Below are 14,207 nucleotides of genomic sequence, written 5' to 3'. Positions count from 1 at the left end.
GGCACGGCATGAGATACAGCTTAAACGGTCACATCGTGGCCGACAGTGACGCGCCTATCCTGCGCTGGTGGGGTATCCCAGCGGCCTGTCCGGCGGATATCCGGTCGGCGCTTGCCGAAAATCCCGCAGACGAGGAATTTGTGCTGGAGATCAACTCCGGCGGCGGCTCGGTCTTTGCGGGTTTTGAGATGTACAGCCTGCTGCGCAATGCGTCCCGGCAGGGCGTACATACCCGCGCCGAGGTGCAGAGCCTTGCTGGTTCTGCCGCGTCTGTCGTGATGGCAGGCGCGGATACGGCGGCGTGCTCGCCGGTCGGTCAGGTGATGATCCACCTGCCGAGCACGGTCACCGAGGGCAATCAGGGCGTACACCGCGAGAGCATGCAGATGCTCGAGAGCATCACCGAGAGCATTATCGCGGCGTACGAGAGCAAGGTCGGCGGCAAGACCAGTCATGACGCACTGCGCCGCATGATGGACCGCGAGACCTTTCTCAGCGCCCGTGCGGCGCTGGACGCCGGTCTGATCGACGAGATCATCGGCGAGGAGCAGCCGGGCGAGCCGCTCAATCTGAACAATATTTACAACGCTTGCGGAGCTGTCCCTGATATGGACAAGCTGCGTGCGGCGTACATCGCTGCACAGAGCCAGAGCCAAGAGCCAGAGCCGCAGCCGCCGGTGTCCAATTTGAACACCGCCCGCAAGCGGGCCATCGCCATCGCTGAGGCAGAACTCCGGGCGGTGGTCGTATGATCGACGCAGGACGACTGGCAGCGCTCAAGGCGTATTGCCGCATCGACTACGATGATGACGATGCGCAGCTGACCGGCTTTGCGGAGATGAGCGACAGCTATCTCGCGCAGTGCGGTATCACTCGTGACGGCCACGAGGCGATGTATGACCTCATTGTGCAGGCAATGGTGCTCAACCAGTACGAGGGCAAGTGTGCAGACAATGCAGCCGCAGCCCTGGCTACGGTTCCGCCGCTCGTGCGGCAGATGGTAAACCAACTCAAGCTTGTGTGTGCGTTTGGAGGTGCGGGCGATGGCAACACAGGTGCGTGATCTGCGCGACCGCGCCGAAGTATGGCTTGCCGCACCGGTGGAGCAGCCAAACGGCGAGACCGACTACTGCTACACCAAAAGCCGGACAATCTGGGCGGCCGTCAACCCGACAAGCGGGCGCACGGAGACGCTGACCGGTGACGCCGAGCGTGCCGAGATCACGCACCGCGTGGTCTGCCGGAGTGCCAGCCTGCCGGAGCTGTGCCTCGAGATGTACTTTATTATCCGCGGTCAGCGGCTCGATGTGTCGTACTGGCTGCCAATCTATAACCGCCGCGGCTGGGTGGAGATTTACTGCACACTGCGGCAGGGAGAGGTGACACGCGATGGCTCGTGATGGTTTTGACTGCTCGGAGCTGTTTGACTTTTCCGAAAAGCTACTGGCACAGCCGAAAGAGCTGGAGAAGGCACAGAAAAAGCTGCTCCGAGATCAGGGCAGCAAGCTGCGCCGCAAGACAGCTCAGCAGGCGCGTGCGTCAGTCAACCGTACCGCAGTAAAGCGTGAAAAGTACGAGCGCGAAGCCGGACATTACCACAAAAGCATCAAACGCGGCAGGGTGTACACAAAGCTGGGGCAAATGCGCATCCGCGTGTACTCCAATGACCCGATCGGCCATCTGGTCGAGCAGGGATGGACGCCCAAAGCGCGTGACGGTTCGCGCGGTAAGAAGCAGGACGGCAAGAACGTGTTCGAGGAAGCCGCAAAAGGCTTTGACGAGCAGTTTCAGCAGGCCGCCGAGGACGCTCTGGACGAGGTGATTAACAAGCTATGATCCGTTGGAAAGAGATAGACGACGCGCTCGGCGCGGTGGTAAGCGCGGCTCTGGGGGCTGCCGACCTGACGGCCGGGCGTATCCGTGACGATGTTAAGGCTCCGCTGGTGCGGCGCAGTTACCGCATTGACGTTGGTCAGACCGACGGCATGGGCACGGACGATTACGCCGAGACCGGCTGCGACATCGAGATTTATTTTTATCCCGCCGACGGCACGCGCCCGCGGGACGAACTGAACGCCGCCGCTGACGCGATCCGCACGGCGCTGCGGGAGGGCGTGACCGTGCAGGACGTGGTGCTCATCCCGGAGGACGACATCACCTGCGACGCAGACGGCGAGACGCTGACAGTCATGCTGCGGCTCACCTGGATCGAGACCGCCGAGGAGACCGGCGAATTTATGGAGGAAATGGTATATGGATAAAAAGTTACTGGACGCGCTGGCGGCGAAAGCCGAGCAGCGCAAGGCTGACAAAGCCAAGGTCATTCAGTTTAAGGTCGGCGGTCAGCTGCTTGATTTTGTAAAGATCGGGCATACCGCACAGCTGGATGCTTATGAGGCATTTCTCGCTGCACGAGAGCAGCCGGCGCAGATGCTGAACATCGGCGCACAGCTGATCTACGACTGCTGTCCGGCATTGCAGGACACGGAGCTGCACACCGCGCTCGGCGTGACCGACCCGTACGACGTTATCTGGGCGCTGATGGATGTCCAAGAGGTCAATGCGCTCGCGGCAGTCCTGTTTACCTGGCTCGGCCTGATTGCCGGTGATGAGGATGAGGACCCGGTAAAAAACTGATTGAGCGCGACCCGGTGCTCGACCTTGCGGCGTTTTATGCGGTACGAGGCATCACGCCGGAGCAAATCCGGCAGATGAGCTACGCAGACCGTGCGGTGCTGCGAGTCGGGCGGGCGCGCTGGTACGAGGATATGATAAACCTGATTGCGGCAGGCGTCTGCCGCGCATACGCACCGGAGGAGGAACGGAATAGTGGCTAAAAATAAGGTTATCAACACCGTCCTCACCTTGAAGGATGAAATGTCCGGCGGACTGGTCGCTGCGGCGAAGGCCGCGAAGAAGTCCGGCAAGAATATTGATGACAGCATGATGCAGGCCACCCGCAAGGTGGTCGCATTCAAAAATAAATCGCTCACGGCGTTGGGGGATTTTGCAAAGAAGGGTGTCAAGGCTGCCGGTGCGGCTGTTGCAGGCATGACCGCTGCGTTCATTGCACTCGACGGTGCCACCGAGGAGTACCGCGTTGCGCAGGGCAAGTTAAACGCTGGATTTCAGGCGGCGGGCTTTTCCACCGATGTCGCTCGCAAGAGCTACCGCAACTTCTATGCGATCCTTGGTGATACGGACACCGCGACCGAGGCAAGCCAGCTGCTTGCCAACATGGCAAAGAATGCGGAAGATGTAACGAAATGGACGCGGATCGCCGCAGGCGTGCATGGCACATTTGGCGATTCGCTGCCGATCGAAGGTCTGGTAGAGTCCGCCAACGAGACTGCGCGAACCGGACAGGTGACCGGCGTTTTCGCTGATGCGCTGAACTGGGTCGGCATCATGGAGGATGATTTTAACGCCAAGCTGGAGAAAACAACCGATGTCAGCAAACGCAATCAGCTGATCATGGATACGCTCTCCAAGACCTACGACAAGGCTGCGGACAGCTTCTACGCCAATAATCAGCAGGTCATCAACGCCCGGCGTAACCATGCGACGCTGGACGAGATGCTGGCCAAGGTGGGAGACACCAGTTCCAAACTCAAAAGTCAGTTGTGGGTGCTGGCCGGTGCAGCTGAGGACGGCTCGATCCGCTCTGGATCGGTGCTGGACTGGGTGCAGAAAAAGGCGGATGCGCTTACTGATTGGCTTTCCAATCTGGATCTCAGCAATCTGAAAAAACAGTTTGATGAGAAGTTTGCGCAGACCCTGCAGAAAGCCGGAGATGCAGTGCAGTGGTGCCGCGACAATTCCGACACTTTGATTGCAACACTGAAGGCGCTGGCGGGTATGTGGGCCGTGAAGAAGGTGCTCGATTTTAACAGCGGCTTGACTAATTCTATCAGCACAATTGGTGGAGCGGTTACTACTCTCCTGACCATGACCGGTGTACTGGGCGGTCAGGCTGCCGCCACCGACACAGCAACAGTCGCGCAGACCGGACTTAATGCTGCAATGACGGCAAACCCGATCGGTGCAGTTATCCTTGCTATCGAGGCGCTGATTGCAGTGGGCGTGCTGCTCTACAAAAACTGGGACACAATCAAGGCCGGTGCGCAGAGCCTTTGGAATAAGTTCAAGACCGTCAGCATCAAAATCGGTACTGCCTTTTCCGGTGCGTTTGATAAGGTTAAAAACGCCGCTAAGACGGCTCTGGAATGGGTCGGAGACAAGCTGTCGTGGCTCAATGATAAGATTGAGAGCATCCCCATCCTGGGCAGTTTGTACAAGGGCGCAAAGGGTGTCCTGGGCGACGCTATCGAGTGGGTAGACAATGCCACAACGGGCAATCGCTCGGGCACGTCTACGGGGACGACCCAGACCAAGACCAGCAGCAAAACGACTACAACGGCCGGTCCGGTCAAGACCACGACCTCGACCACTACGACGATACCTAAGCCGACACCCAGCAGCCTGCTGAGCCTGCCGGGACTCGGCAACGCCATGGGTACGCCCTACTGGCGCGGCGGCCTAACCCGTGTCAACGAGCGCGGCGGCGAAATTATGAACCTGCCGAGCGGAACGCAGATCATCCCGCATGATGTGTCTGTCAAGGCGGCAGGCGGTCGGAGCGTGACGGTCAACGTCAACATCCAGGGCAACGTGATCGGCAACCGTGAGTTCACTGAGCAGGTCGGTGAGTACGTCGGCCGCAAGGTGCTGGCGGCGCTCGGCAACACATAAGGAGGTGCGGTAAGTGTACAAGATTATTTTCAGCGTAAACAACAATGAAGAGGTTTGGACGCTGCCGCACTGTCCGCCGGATTTCCCAATTCCGCAGCCGGAGCAGCACCACGAGACCTACGAGGGCCTGAGCCGAGACTATCGCCGCATCGGCACGCTCGGTCTGCGGCACATGGAGTGGACGGCACTGTTGCCGGTACACAGATATCCGTTTATGCCGTCCGAGGCATCTGCGGACGGCTGGGCGTATGTAGATTTTTTCGACCGGTGGCGTGACAAGAAAGTGCCGTTCCGGCTGATCGTGCTCGACAGCAAGGGCGCTTCCCGGCTTAACATGCCGGTGACGGTGGACAGCTTTGACGTCACCGTGCGCCGCAACGGCGATCTGGAGTACAGCATTGCCGTGACAGAATACAGATTTATCACATGAGGAGGTGCGCCGCATGGCGGCAGGCTATGTAGACGAGCACAAGCTCGTGCTGTACCGCGACGGCGCACAGCCGCGCGACATTACGGCGTTTGCCAGTGACATGACGCTGACGGATGACCTTGACACGCTGGCGGCGGAGCTGACGTTTACGACGTTTATCTCGCCGTGGGACAAGTACACGCCCAAGCTGGCGCTTGCGCCGGGCGACAAGGTGCGCGTGACCAATCAGGGCAAGACCGTGTTCTCGGGCATCATTATCACGGTGACGCTGGACGGCGGTGTTACCGCCTATGACCGCGGCTGGTATCTGAATAAGTCAGAAATCGTACTGCAGGTCAACAACCTTGCCGCCGATCAGGTCATCCGCAAGGCGTGTGCCAAGGCGGGCGTGACAGTCGGCAAGGTGTGCAGCCTGCCGACCAAGATCACGCAGCTGTGGACCGGCAGTACGCCCGCTGACATTATCAGCGATGTGCTGAACACCTGCACGTCTGCGACCGGCAAGCAGTACCGCCACCGCGTGGACGACAGCGGCCTGCAGGTCGAGGCACTGCCGACCGCACCCATCAAGGCATACCACAAGCCAGCGAAAAATATCGCCGCATTTGACATCACATGGGCGCTCGGTCAGGTGAGCGGCGAGGACAGCACCCAGGACACCTACAACGCTGTTGTCATTGCCGCCGAGGACGACGGCAAGGCGTACATCGGCGCACAGGCCAGCAACGCGGCGTCTGTCAAACGTTACGGCTTTATGCAGCACATCGAGACCGTGACCGAGAACCCCGGCACGGCTGTGCTTGGGCAGATGGTGAAAAATCTGCTGAAAAATGCCGACAAGGTAGGACAGACCCGCTCTATCTCCGAGATTTGGGGCTGTGATGAGGTGACAAGCGGCGTGGTACTACGATTTAACTCGCCCGCGTTCGGCATCAAGGGCAACTTCCGCATTACGCGCGTGGAGCACCACTACGGCGGTGCAGGGCACACAATGGCGCTGGAAATCACGGCGCTCGAGCAGGTGCGAGCCGCCGCCGAGGGCAAGACTGACGCGGCAGCCATCAAGGCCGCCAGCACGGACAAGGTGCAGGTGTTCGGCCTGCCCGATCTGTCCGGCGGCAGTGACAGCAGCGCGGGCGGCACGATCGTCAAGGCGTTGTTTACCGCCTATTATCCGGCGGCGAACGCGATGGAGGGCGGTTATCTGGATGCACAGGGCAACAGGCTCGACCCGAGCAAGAAAACCTGCGCCGCACCGCCGTCTGTGCCGTTTGGCACCAAAATCACGGTGCGCGACACGGGCACAAGCCTCGACGGAACGACCTACACGGTCAACGACAGAGGCGGCGCGATCCAGATCAAGAACGGCGTGTACCACTTTGACCTTCTGATGAGCAGCAACGCCGAGTGCAATCGCTGGGGACGCAAAAACGGCTCTGCGATCATCGGCGGATCGGGCGGCGGCTCGGGCAGTGCGGTGTCGTTTATCAACACGGCACTGGGCGAGGTCGGTTACAAGGAGTCCGGCAAGGACATCAACAAGTACGGCCAGTGGGCCGGTCACAACGGTGTTGCCTGGTGTGTTTATTTTGTTTGCTGGTGTGCGTATAAGTCCGGTGCGCCTATCCCGACAAGCTACGGCTACGTTGGCGATATGAGCAGCTATTTCAAGTCTCGCGGCAAGTACAAATCGGCAGGCAGTTACAAGCCTAAGGCGGGCGATTTGATGATTCAGGGTGACCGGCATATCGGCATTGTAATATCGGCCGGAGCATCAAGCTGCGAAACCGTTGAGGGCAATTGCAGCAACTCTGTCAAGCGTGTTACTCGCAGTTACGCGGAGATTTCCGGTTTCTGTACGCCGTGGGGATAACACAAGATATTGTATGCTTGTGGATAACACTGTGGAAGATGTGGAAAGGAGTGCGTGCCTATGGCATGGGATACGGCACTGGCGCGGGTCATCCGAGAGACAAGCCGTGCCGAGGTCAACCGCAAGCCGCAGCCGTGGTACAGGGCAGAGGTCGTGCAGGTAACGCCCAAGCTGATCTTTGCCATTGCGGACAAAGAATTTAAGTTTGACAGCAGCACCGGCCTGATTATGACCGCCACGGCAAAAAGCAAAACGTGGAAGGTCGGCATGCAGGCGGCGGCGCTGCTGCATGGGGCACAGCTGTTGGTTTTGGACAGTCTGTAACGGAGGAGGTGCAGCGGATGTTTGACCAGGAGCAGGCGCAGTTTGTCTGCGATTTTTTGGAGTGCCTGACGTGCTCCAGCGGTGTGCCGCTGCGCCTGATGGACTGGCAGCGCGACATGATAACCGAGTTTTACGGTCAGCTGATCGAGGACGAGGACGACCCGGCAGGCAACTACCTGCGGCGATACCAGTACCTGTACCTTGAGATTGCAAAGAAGAACGGCAAGTCGGAAATCGCTGCCGGTCTGGGCGTGTACCACCTGTTTGCCGACGGCGAGATTAACGGCGAGGTGTATGTCGTAGCGGCTGACCGCGACAATGCGGGCATCGTCTTTGCGGCGGCCAAGTACATGGTCGAGCAGAGTCCGGCGCTGAAAAAGCGCAGCCGCATCGTGGACAGCACGAAGACCATCTACGACGAGACGAGCGGCAGCAGGCTCAAGGTACTGTCCAGCGAGGCGTACAGCAAGCATGGCTACAAGCCGAGCTGCGTTATCTTTGATGAGCTGCACGCCCAGCCGAGCCGCGACCTGTGGGACGTTATGACCTTCGGCGCCGGTGACGCACGCCGTCAGCCGGTGTGGATCGTGCTGACGACCGCCGGAGATGACCCCGACCGAAAATCCATCGGCTGGGAAGTCCACGAGAAAGCGCTTGCTATCTACCGATGGCGGCGCGGCGCGAGGGATGAGAAAGCCTACGATGACCCTCGGTGGCTGCCGATCATCTACGGCCTCGGACTGATCGAGGACGAGGACGAACTGAAAGACCTCAACATCTACGACGAGGACCTGTGGCGGCGGTGCAATCCGTCGCTCGGCAAGACGCTCAAGATGGCCACCATCCGCGCCCAGGCGGCGGACGCCAAGAAGAGCGAGGCCGCCGAGCGGCTGTTCCGTTGGCTCAGGCTTAACCAGTGGATTGCCACGGCGACTGTCGGGTGGATACCGATAACCATTTACGACAAGACGCAATGGAATCCGCCGGACTGCAAGGACTGGCGTGAGGCCGTGCAGCTGCTGCGCGGCAAGACCTGCTACGGCGGCGTTGACCTCTCCAAGAGTACAGACCTTACCGCCTTTGTGCTGGTGTTTCCGCCGCAGGAAGGTCTGGACAGGTGGGTGGCTCTGCCTACCGGGTGGATGCCGCTTGACGGCATTGACGCTCGCGAGCGCGAGGACCATGTACCGTATCGAGACTGGATACGCGCAGGTTTCCTACACGGCTGTGAGGGCGATATCATCGACTTTGAGGCTGTGGCTGACGCTGTGGTGCAGGCCGCACAGGATTACGACCTGCGCATGGTCGGCTTTGACCCGTATCTGGGTGCGACCGTAATGCAGTCCATCCGCGAGCGGCTTGCCGGTACGGTGACTGAGGTTGTCGAGATACCGCAGGGTATCCGGTCCATCTCGCCACCGATGAAGGAGCTGGAGCGGCTCATCCGAGCGCATGAGATGCTGCATGTGCACAACACGGCAGCACGGCAGTGTTTCCTCAATCTGCGGTGCGTGTCGGATGATAACGAAAATATCAAGCCAACCAAAAAGCGGAGCCGCGGACGCATTGATATCACGGTGGCGTGGATCATCGCGTTTGCGACGGCGATGCTGCAGCCTGCACCGACGCTGGCGGACAGCGTGGCGGCTGCTGATTGGCATATGTGAGTTTAGGAGGTGTCGGCTATGGCCGATGTGTTTCCGGTTATCCCGGAGGAGTTGCCCGCGCAGGTTGCGGAGAGCATCGGGCGGTCTCCGGAGTTTGTGTTCCATGAGGACGGACGCTCGGGCAGTTTCCGGCTGATCGACGGCGCTCTGGTGGAGCGGCAGGGCATTGAGGCGGTCAAGCAGTGGCTTGAGCTGATGCTCCGGCAAAAGCCGGGTGCAATCCCGATCTACCGGACGAGCGGTACGACCCAGCCGGGCGTGGAGGCGGTCAGCCTTGACCGGCGCGTGCCGGAGGGCTGGATTTTTGCCGAGATTGAGCGCAACGTGCGGGAGACCGCCGCGTTCTGCCCGGCCATCCGGTCACTTGACAGTTTTAAGTTTACGCGCGTGCGGCGCGGCGTGGAGGTCCGCTTCACGGTCCGGCTGCACACCGGAGAGAGTGAGGAGGTGACGACGTATGTCAGCGAGTGACATTTTAACAGAGATGCTTGGCAATATGCCGGAAAGCTATCAGAAAACCATCGGTTTCCCGACCTATGACCTGCTGGCGGCGGTGTCGCTCCGCATGGAGGGCACGGACACGGCTATTGACGAGGCCAGACAGCAGCTTGACCCGGAAAACCTGCACGACAGCGCTCTTGACCGTTACATCTATCCGCGCTCCGGCTTGGAGCGCAAGGCGGCGACCTTTGCTCACGGCAGCCTGACCGTCACCGGCACAGGCACGGTCGAGCAGGGCACGCTGTTTGAGTCCGGCGGCGGTGTCCAGTATTATGCGACAGAGACCGTAGCTATTGAGGGCGAGGGCACTGTACCGGTCACCTGCACGGTGGACGGCACGGCAGGCAATCTGCCCGCGCACAGCGTGACGCAGATGCCGGTGGCAGTGCAGGGCATTGCCTCGTGTGATAACCCTGAGCCGATCGGCGGCGGTTATGCCGAGGAGTCGGACAGCGAGTATTATGCGCGGTATCTGGTCGTGCTGCGCACGCCTGCTACGTCGGGCAACATCTACCACTACATGCAGTGGGCGCTGGAGGTGGCCGGTGTCGGCCATGTCAAGGTGTTCCCGCGGGTGCAGGGTGTCAACACAGTTGATGTCGTAATCGCGGACAACGCCGGTCAGCCTGCATCGCCTGCGCTCGTGAAGTCGGTGCAGGACTACATCGACCCCGACAGCGAGGGCGCAGGCCGCGGACAGGCGCCCATCGGCGCACAGTGCTTTGTCACTGCTGCAACCGGCAAGGCCATTACGGTCAGCTGCACGGTGTCCAAATCGGACACCGTGACCGAGGACATCCTGACATCCGGCATCAAGGAGAGCGTTGCGGCCTATCTGGCAGGCACGGTCTTTACGCAGGATTATGTCAGCTATGCGCAGATCGGTGCGGCCATCATGGACACGCCGGGCGTGATTGACTACGCCGGGCTGAAAGTATCCGGCGGCATCGTGAATATTGCAATCGCGGAACGTGAGTGTCCGGTTCTCGGAGAGGTGACAATTACCTATGGCTGAGTTTGACAACATGTTGCGCAGTCTGCCGGTGGCGTACCGCACGGACAAGTGGGTGTGTGACCTGCTTGCCGCGATCCAGTCGCTCGACGACACGCAGCGAGAGCAGATGCTCGACATTACGCAGCAGCTGTTTCCTGCCAGCATGACGTGGGCGCTTGCCATCGAGGAGCGCGACGCCGGACTGGCCTCGACCGGCACGCTGGAGGAGCGCCGCACGGCGCTGATTGCACGGTGGCGCGGCTCGGGCAAGTGCGACGTTGACCTGATCCAGCGCGTGTGCGACAGCTGGAAGAATGGCGAGATTTCCGTCGGCTTTGCCGCGGGCGTGATCATGCTGACGTTTGTCGGCGCGTATGGCATTCCGGCTCCGGCTGAGCTTGCCGCGTTGCAGGAGGCGGTGGACCGCGTGATACCGTGCCATCTGGCAAGCAAATATCTCTGGCGCTGGATTCTCGTCCGCGAGATCGAGGGCATGACGCTGGACGAATTGCAGACGCACAAAATTAGCGAATTTGCATTTGAGGAGGTGCAGGCGTGAGCCTGAAAACCAAAATTCTGGGGCTGTTTAAGTACGATCCGGACAAGGACGGCGCGAGCACGTTCAATATCAAGCAGGCGCTCAACGACAACTGGGACAAGCTGGACAACGAAGTTGCAGCGCGTGTAAAGACCACGGAATTGGCTTCCGAGGTCAAGAAGACCGTGAAAGGAGGCAGCCTGACTGCCTCTGATCTGGGCGCGGTATCGGCGGCGGATAAGGGCAAGGCTGGCGGCATTGCAGGTCTGGGCGCTGACGGCAAGGTGCCGAGCAGCCAGCTTCCCGCAATGAATTACGAGGGCAAGGGCGCCGTAGATACGCATAACACGAGCGCAAGCGCTCACAATGCGCTGTTTGCGGCAAAGCAGGACAAGATCAAGGGCAAAAAAGGTAAATATGTCGGCTTTACGGCTGATAATACCGTGGGCGAGGTAGACGCGCCTGCATCTGGCGGCAGTCGTATTACACTGACATTTGCAACTGATTTTGTCGGTCAGGTATGGACGCTCAAGGGCGGCGGGGAAGCCTACACCGGCACGGTAGACAGCAGCAAGACGGCAACTGTAAGCGTACTCGGCATTAACACTACCTACACCCTGAGCGCTGCACTGTCCGGTACGACGTACACTGCCGAGGTTACAACTAAGGCATATTACACGGCACTTGCAGTAACGCTTGAGAAATTCCAGTCTACGATTACCGTAACCGTAGATAGTGGCTCGACTGTCACTGCTACGCTGGGCAGTACGGTATTGACCAAGACCAGCACCGGCACGGCGGTATTTACCGTTGGCAAGGCGGGTACTTGGACGATTAAGGCTACCAAGGGCAACCAGACCGCAGAGGGTACGGTTAGTATTACAGCCAGCGGGCAGAGCAAGTCGCTAACGCTGAGTTACGCTAACGTGTTCGGTGTTTGCTGGGATACAAGCAACAGCTCCACAGCGCTGACACGCTTAACACCGAGCACTGACCCTTACGGATTGGTTACGTGCTCGGTGACAACTGAGCCTAAACCGGCGGTTGGTACTGGCTCGGGCAGTTCGCCTTTTGATGCGTATGCTCCTTGGAACGGTATGAAGGAGTGCAACCTCAATGCTTCTGGTACGGTGACAGCGTGGAAGGGTGACAGCCGGTTTTCACATGATTGCGATTATACGATGGTATTTATTCCTGCGTTTTATGTGGCTCAGAAGCGCAGCGGCACAAAGCAGTATTTTTATGTGTCAGACAAGCCCAAAACAGGATTTACCAAGCATCCTGGTAGTGGTAAGTACATTGGTAAATATCACATGGGTAGCGTTAGACCGAGTACGGCTCTTGTATCACCGTATGTGAACATCACTCGCGCGACAGCGCGCAGCAACGCAAAGAGCAAAGGTTCAAAATTCCACCTGTATGATTTTGCAACCTACTGTGCAATTATCTTCTTGTATATCGTTGAATTTGCAAACTGGAACTGTCAGACAAAAATCGGACAAGGATTTGTAAGCAGGAATTCAAGCACGCAGTCCGGCGCAACGGACAGTATGACTTATCACACCGGACGCGCATCCGGCACGGATGGTCAAACCTCTGTCCAGTACCGCTGGATTGAAAACCTTTGGGGAAACGTGTACCAGTGGGTAGACGGCTTTAATGCCAACGGTACAGCGGCTTACTACTGTACCGACCCGAGCAAGTACGCGGACGATACAGCAACCGGTTATACCAATATTGGCACGCTGCCCGCAAGCGGTTGGATTAAGGACTTGACCGTTACCGACAATGGTCTGCTCATTCCGAAAACGTCTGGCGGCTCGGAAACAACATACGTCCCGGATTATGCGTATTCGGACCCCGACTGGCGCGTGTTGTGTGTTGGTGGCGACTGGAACGAAGGTACGTATGCAGGTCTGTTGAGCTTCAATGCGAGCACCTCTTCATCGGGTTCTTACTCGAACGTTTCCGCGCGTCTCCTGTGCGAGCCATAAGAAAGGAGTGATCTAAATGAAGGTACACGGCGACAACAAGCCGGAGAAAATCACGGCGAACAGTATGCCGAACAAGCCGGGACGCGCGTGGGTAAGGTTTTGCCTGAATCCGGTTGAAACCACAGGCGCAGACGGAAACACGCAGTGGGAGTATGACGAGTATGTCACCGAGGTTGCCGATGGCGCGGACTTGCAGGAGCGTGTAGCCGCACAGGCTGACGCACTGCTGTTGCAGGCCGTCGGTGAGGAGCTGTATGGCACACCGCTGACCTCGGTTGATGATCTGCGTGAGCAGCGTATCGCAGACAGCAAGACTGACCTCGCTGCATGGCTGTCCGAAAATCCGCTGACATGGACGGATGGTAAGAAGTATGCTGTAACGTCGGAAAAGCAGGCACAGCTTACCTCTGCACTGGCGGTACAGCAGGTTGCGCAGTCTGCCGGAGTGGAACGAGAGTTGCGATGGAACTCTACCGGCGATGAATGTACGGTTTGGCAGTATGCTGATCTGTGTGCGCTGGCACTGGCGATTGCAGCCTACGTCGAACCGCGAGTGAGCATCCAGCAGGCAGCAGAGGTGGATCTCCGCAATGCCGCGACGGCAGAGGAGGTCTTGAGTGTTGCGTGGAATTACGCCTAAGTCTGTGCTTGAGCACCTGCTGTTCGCGGTGATCGGCGGCGTGCTGTACATGCTGATCGAGATCGCATGGCGCGGCTACACGCACTGGTCGATGGGTGTACTCGGCGGCGTTTGCTTTGTGGCAGTTGGCCTGCTGAATGAGATCCAGCAGCGACCGCCGATCATCTTGCAGATGGCACAGGGTGCTGCGATCTGTACCGTGCTGGAACTGCTGGCAGGCATGGTGCTCAATGTCTGGCTCGGTCTGGATGTATGGGACTACTCTGGCGTGCCCGGCAACATCATGGGGCAGGTGTGCCCGCAGTTTATGTTTGCATGGGCGGCACTGTCGGCGGTGGCCGTCTGGGTTGAGGACCGATTACACAAGATCTTTGACTAACAGACAAAAAACGTAGGAAATTTTACAGTTGAACAGGGCGAATGCCCGGAAAGGACAAAAGTTATGTACCCCAACAACATCTACATCAAGCACTGGCGCAGCGTACAGTACGAAT

General features: G+C 58.9%; 18 protein-coding genes. All 18 read left to right on the top strand.

What is annotated here, in order from left to right; translation table 11 throughout:
• The first annotated feature begins 8 nt into the window (after positions 1 to 8).
• From DW806_RS06665 to DW806_RS06580, 18 genes are read left to right on the top strand one after another with little or no spacing between them, the layout of a single operon-like run.
• Positions 9 to 752, top strand: coding sequence for a Clp protease ClpP (locus DW806_RS06665; RefSeq protein ID WP_118729500.1), 744 nt, complete (start codon positions 9 to 11; stop codon positions 750 to 752).
• Positions 749 to 1,063: a head-tail connector protein gene (locus DW806_RS06660; protein ID WP_118729499.1), complete on the top strand. Its 315-nt coding sequence runs from the start codon at positions 749 to 751 to the stop codon at positions 1,061 to 1,063. Before DW806_RS06665 ends, DW806_RS06660 begins: the two co-directional genes overlap by 4 nt.
• Positions 1,044 to 1,400, top strand: a complete 357-nt coding sequence (locus tag DW806_RS06655; RefSeq protein WP_118729498.1) for a head-tail adaptor protein — start codon at positions 1,044 to 1,046, stop codon at positions 1,398 to 1,400. The genes DW806_RS06660 and DW806_RS06655 overlap by 20 nt, the downstream gene beginning before the upstream one ends.
• On the top strand, positions 1,390 to 1,836 hold the full coding sequence (locus tag DW806_RS06650) for an HK97 gp10 family phage protein (RefSeq protein WP_118729497.1): 447 nt from the start codon (positions 1,390 to 1,392) through the stop codon (positions 1,834 to 1,836). The genes DW806_RS06655 and DW806_RS06650 overlap by 11 nt, the downstream gene beginning before the upstream one ends.
• Positions 1,833 to 2,261: a hypothetical protein gene (locus DW806_RS06645; RefSeq protein WP_118729496.1), complete on the top strand. Its 429-nt coding sequence runs from the start codon at positions 1,833 to 1,835 to the stop codon at positions 2,259 to 2,261. Before DW806_RS06650 ends, DW806_RS06645 begins: the two co-directional genes overlap by 4 nt.
• A complete protein-coding gene (locus DW806_RS06640; protein ID WP_118729495.1) occupies positions 2,254 to 2,637 on the top strand; it encodes a hypothetical protein in 384 nt (127 codons plus the stop codon). Before DW806_RS06645 ends, DW806_RS06640 begins: the two co-directional genes overlap by 8 nt.
• A 14-nt stretch (positions 2,638 to 2,651) precedes the next feature.
• On the top strand, positions 2,652 to 2,837 hold the full coding sequence (locus tag DW806_RS06635) for a hypothetical protein (RefSeq protein WP_118729494.1): 186 nt from the start codon (positions 2,652 to 2,654) through the stop codon (positions 2,835 to 2,837).
• Entirely contained in the window at positions 2,830 to 4,752 is a 1,923-nt protein-coding gene (locus DW806_RS06630) for a hypothetical protein (protein WP_118729493.1), read from the top strand. Before DW806_RS06635 ends, DW806_RS06630 begins: the two co-directional genes overlap by 8 nt.
• Positions 4,753 to 4,765: 13 nt before the next feature.
• Positions 4,766 to 5,182: a hypothetical protein gene (locus DW806_RS06625; RefSeq protein WP_118729492.1), complete on the top strand. Its 417-nt coding sequence runs from the start codon at positions 4,766 to 4,768 to the stop codon at positions 5,180 to 5,182.
• Positions 5,183 to 5,195: 13 nt separating this feature from the next.
• A complete protein-coding gene (locus tag DW806_RS06620; protein ID WP_118729491.1) occupies positions 5,196 to 7,055 on the top strand; it encodes an XkdQ/YqbQ family protein in 1,860 nt (619 codons plus the stop codon).
• Between the two features lie 60 nt (positions 7,056 to 7,115).
• Positions 7,116 to 7,379: a hypothetical protein gene (locus DW806_RS06615; RefSeq protein WP_118479370.1), complete on the top strand. Its 264-nt coding sequence runs from the start codon at positions 7,116 to 7,118 to the stop codon at positions 7,377 to 7,379.
• Between the two features lie 17 nt (positions 7,380 to 7,396).
• A complete protein-coding gene (locus tag DW806_RS06610) occupies positions 7,397 to 9,046 on the top strand; it encodes a terminase large subunit (RefSeq protein WP_118729490.1) in 1,650 nt (549 codons plus the stop codon).
• Between the two features lie 18 nt (positions 9,047 to 9,064).
• Positions 9,065 to 9,517, top strand: coding sequence for a DUF2634 domain-containing protein (locus tag DW806_RS06605; RefSeq protein WP_118729489.1), 453 nt, complete (start codon positions 9,065 to 9,067; stop codon positions 9,515 to 9,517).
• Positions 9,504 to 10,562, top strand: coding sequence for a baseplate J/gp47 family protein (locus tag DW806_RS06600; RefSeq protein ID WP_118729488.1), 1,059 nt, complete (start codon positions 9,504 to 9,506; stop codon positions 10,560 to 10,562). The genes DW806_RS06605 and DW806_RS06600 overlap by 14 nt, the downstream gene beginning before the upstream one ends.
• On the top strand, positions 10,555 to 11,100 hold the full coding sequence (locus DW806_RS06595) for a putative phage tail protein (RefSeq protein ID WP_118729487.1): 546 nt from the start codon (positions 10,555 to 10,557) through the stop codon (positions 11,098 to 11,100). Before DW806_RS06600 ends, DW806_RS06595 begins: the two co-directional genes overlap by 8 nt.
• A complete protein-coding gene (locus tag DW806_RS06590; RefSeq protein ID WP_118729486.1) occupies positions 11,097 to 13,073 on the top strand; it encodes a hypothetical protein in 1,977 nt (658 codons plus the stop codon). Before DW806_RS06595 ends, DW806_RS06590 begins: the two co-directional genes overlap by 4 nt.
• 16 nt (positions 13,074 to 13,089) lie before the next feature.
• Positions 13,090 to 13,713, top strand: coding sequence for a hypothetical protein (locus DW806_RS06585; RefSeq protein ID WP_118729485.1), 624 nt, complete (start codon positions 13,090 to 13,092; stop codon positions 13,711 to 13,713).
• Entirely contained in the window at positions 13,691 to 14,092 is a 402-nt protein-coding gene (locus DW806_RS06580) for a putative ABC transporter permease (protein WP_243022672.1), read from the top strand. Before DW806_RS06585 ends, DW806_RS06580 begins: the two co-directional genes overlap by 23 nt.
• Positions 14,093 to 14,207 lie beyond the last annotated feature (115 nt).

Source organism: Butyricicoccus sp. AM32-19, assembly GCF_003480365.1.
In the GTDB taxonomy this organism is placed as follows: domain Bacteria; phylum Bacillota; class Clostridia; order Oscillospirales; family Butyricicoccaceae; genus Agathobaculum; species Agathobaculum butyriciproducens.
Note: the sequence above shows the minus strand (reverse complement) of the source record. Positions and strands in the feature narration are given on the sequence as shown.